A 1,027-nucleotide genomic window follows, 5' to 3' on the forward strand; every position below is an offset into this window, starting at 1 on the left:
CAGCTAATAAAATTAATAATGAATCTCTTCAAGGAATACAAGAACACAAAAATTTAGGGATACTAATAATAAACAATAATGACATTAGTAGCTTGGAAGAAATTAGTGGGATAACTAAAATGGATGAATTAGAAATTAAAGGGAATGAGATAGTGGATGTAACGCCATTACCTCACGCTAAAGAATTAAGATTTTTAGATTTGTCAGACAATAAAATTAAAGATATAACAATTTTTAGCTCGATGCTAGACCTTATTAAATTAAAGTTGCCTGGGAATGAAATTCTTGATGTAAAACCAATTATCCAACTATCTCAATGGAGTACAATTGATCTTAGAAGACAAAAAATTATATTAGAAGATGCTCAAGTGAATCAAGTGGTGAAAATTCCTGTTCATGATGTGGAAGATAATCCTCTTGCGGATATTACACTGAAAAGTGAAGGCGGAACAATCAATGAAGAAGAGGGGACAATTGTGTGGAGTACTCCAGGAGAGAAAAAATATGAGTTTGCTTTCGATGGAACGAGTTATTATGGGCTTGGCATATGGTTCAGCGGTGAAGTAACTCAAAATATTGTAGAAAAAATTGAGTCGCCAGAAAAAGAAGAAGCAAATAAACCAGAGACAGAAGTAGAGAAGCCGAAAGAAGAAAGTAAACCAGAGACAGAAGTAGAGAAGCCGAAAGAAGAAGAAAGTAAACCAGAGGCAGAAGTAGAGAAGCCGAAAGAAGAAGAAAGTAAACCAGAGACAGAAGTAGAGAAGCCGAAAGAAGAAAGTAAACCAGAGGCAGAAGTAGAGAAGCCGAAAGAAGAGAGTAAACCAGAGGCAGAAGTAGAGAAGCCGAAAGAAGAAGAAAGTAAACCAGAGGTAGAAGTAGAGAAGCCGAAAGAAGAAGAAAGTAAACCAGAGGCAGAAGTAGAGAAGCCGAAAGAAGAAAGTAAACCAGAGGCAGAAATAGAGAAGCCGAAAGAAGAAGAAAGTAAATCAGAGGCAGAAGGAGAGAAGCCGAAAGAAGAGGGAAGTAA

At 36.5% G+C, this 1,027-nt stretch carries 1 protein-coding gene; it reads left to right on the forward strand.

Annotation, left to right across the window (positions count from 1 at the left end; all coding sequences use genetic code 11):
• Positions 1 to 1,027: leucine-rich repeat domain-containing protein (locus KVT34_RS29530; RefSeq protein ID WP_483311464.1), on the forward strand; the 1,027-nt coding region annotated here is incomplete at both ends.

The sequence above is a fragment of the Paenibacillus sp. GbtcB18 genome, assembly GCF_019091125.1.
GTDB lineage: Bacteria > Bacillota > Bacilli > Paenibacillales > NBRC-103111 > Paenibacillus_F > Paenibacillus_F chitinolyticus.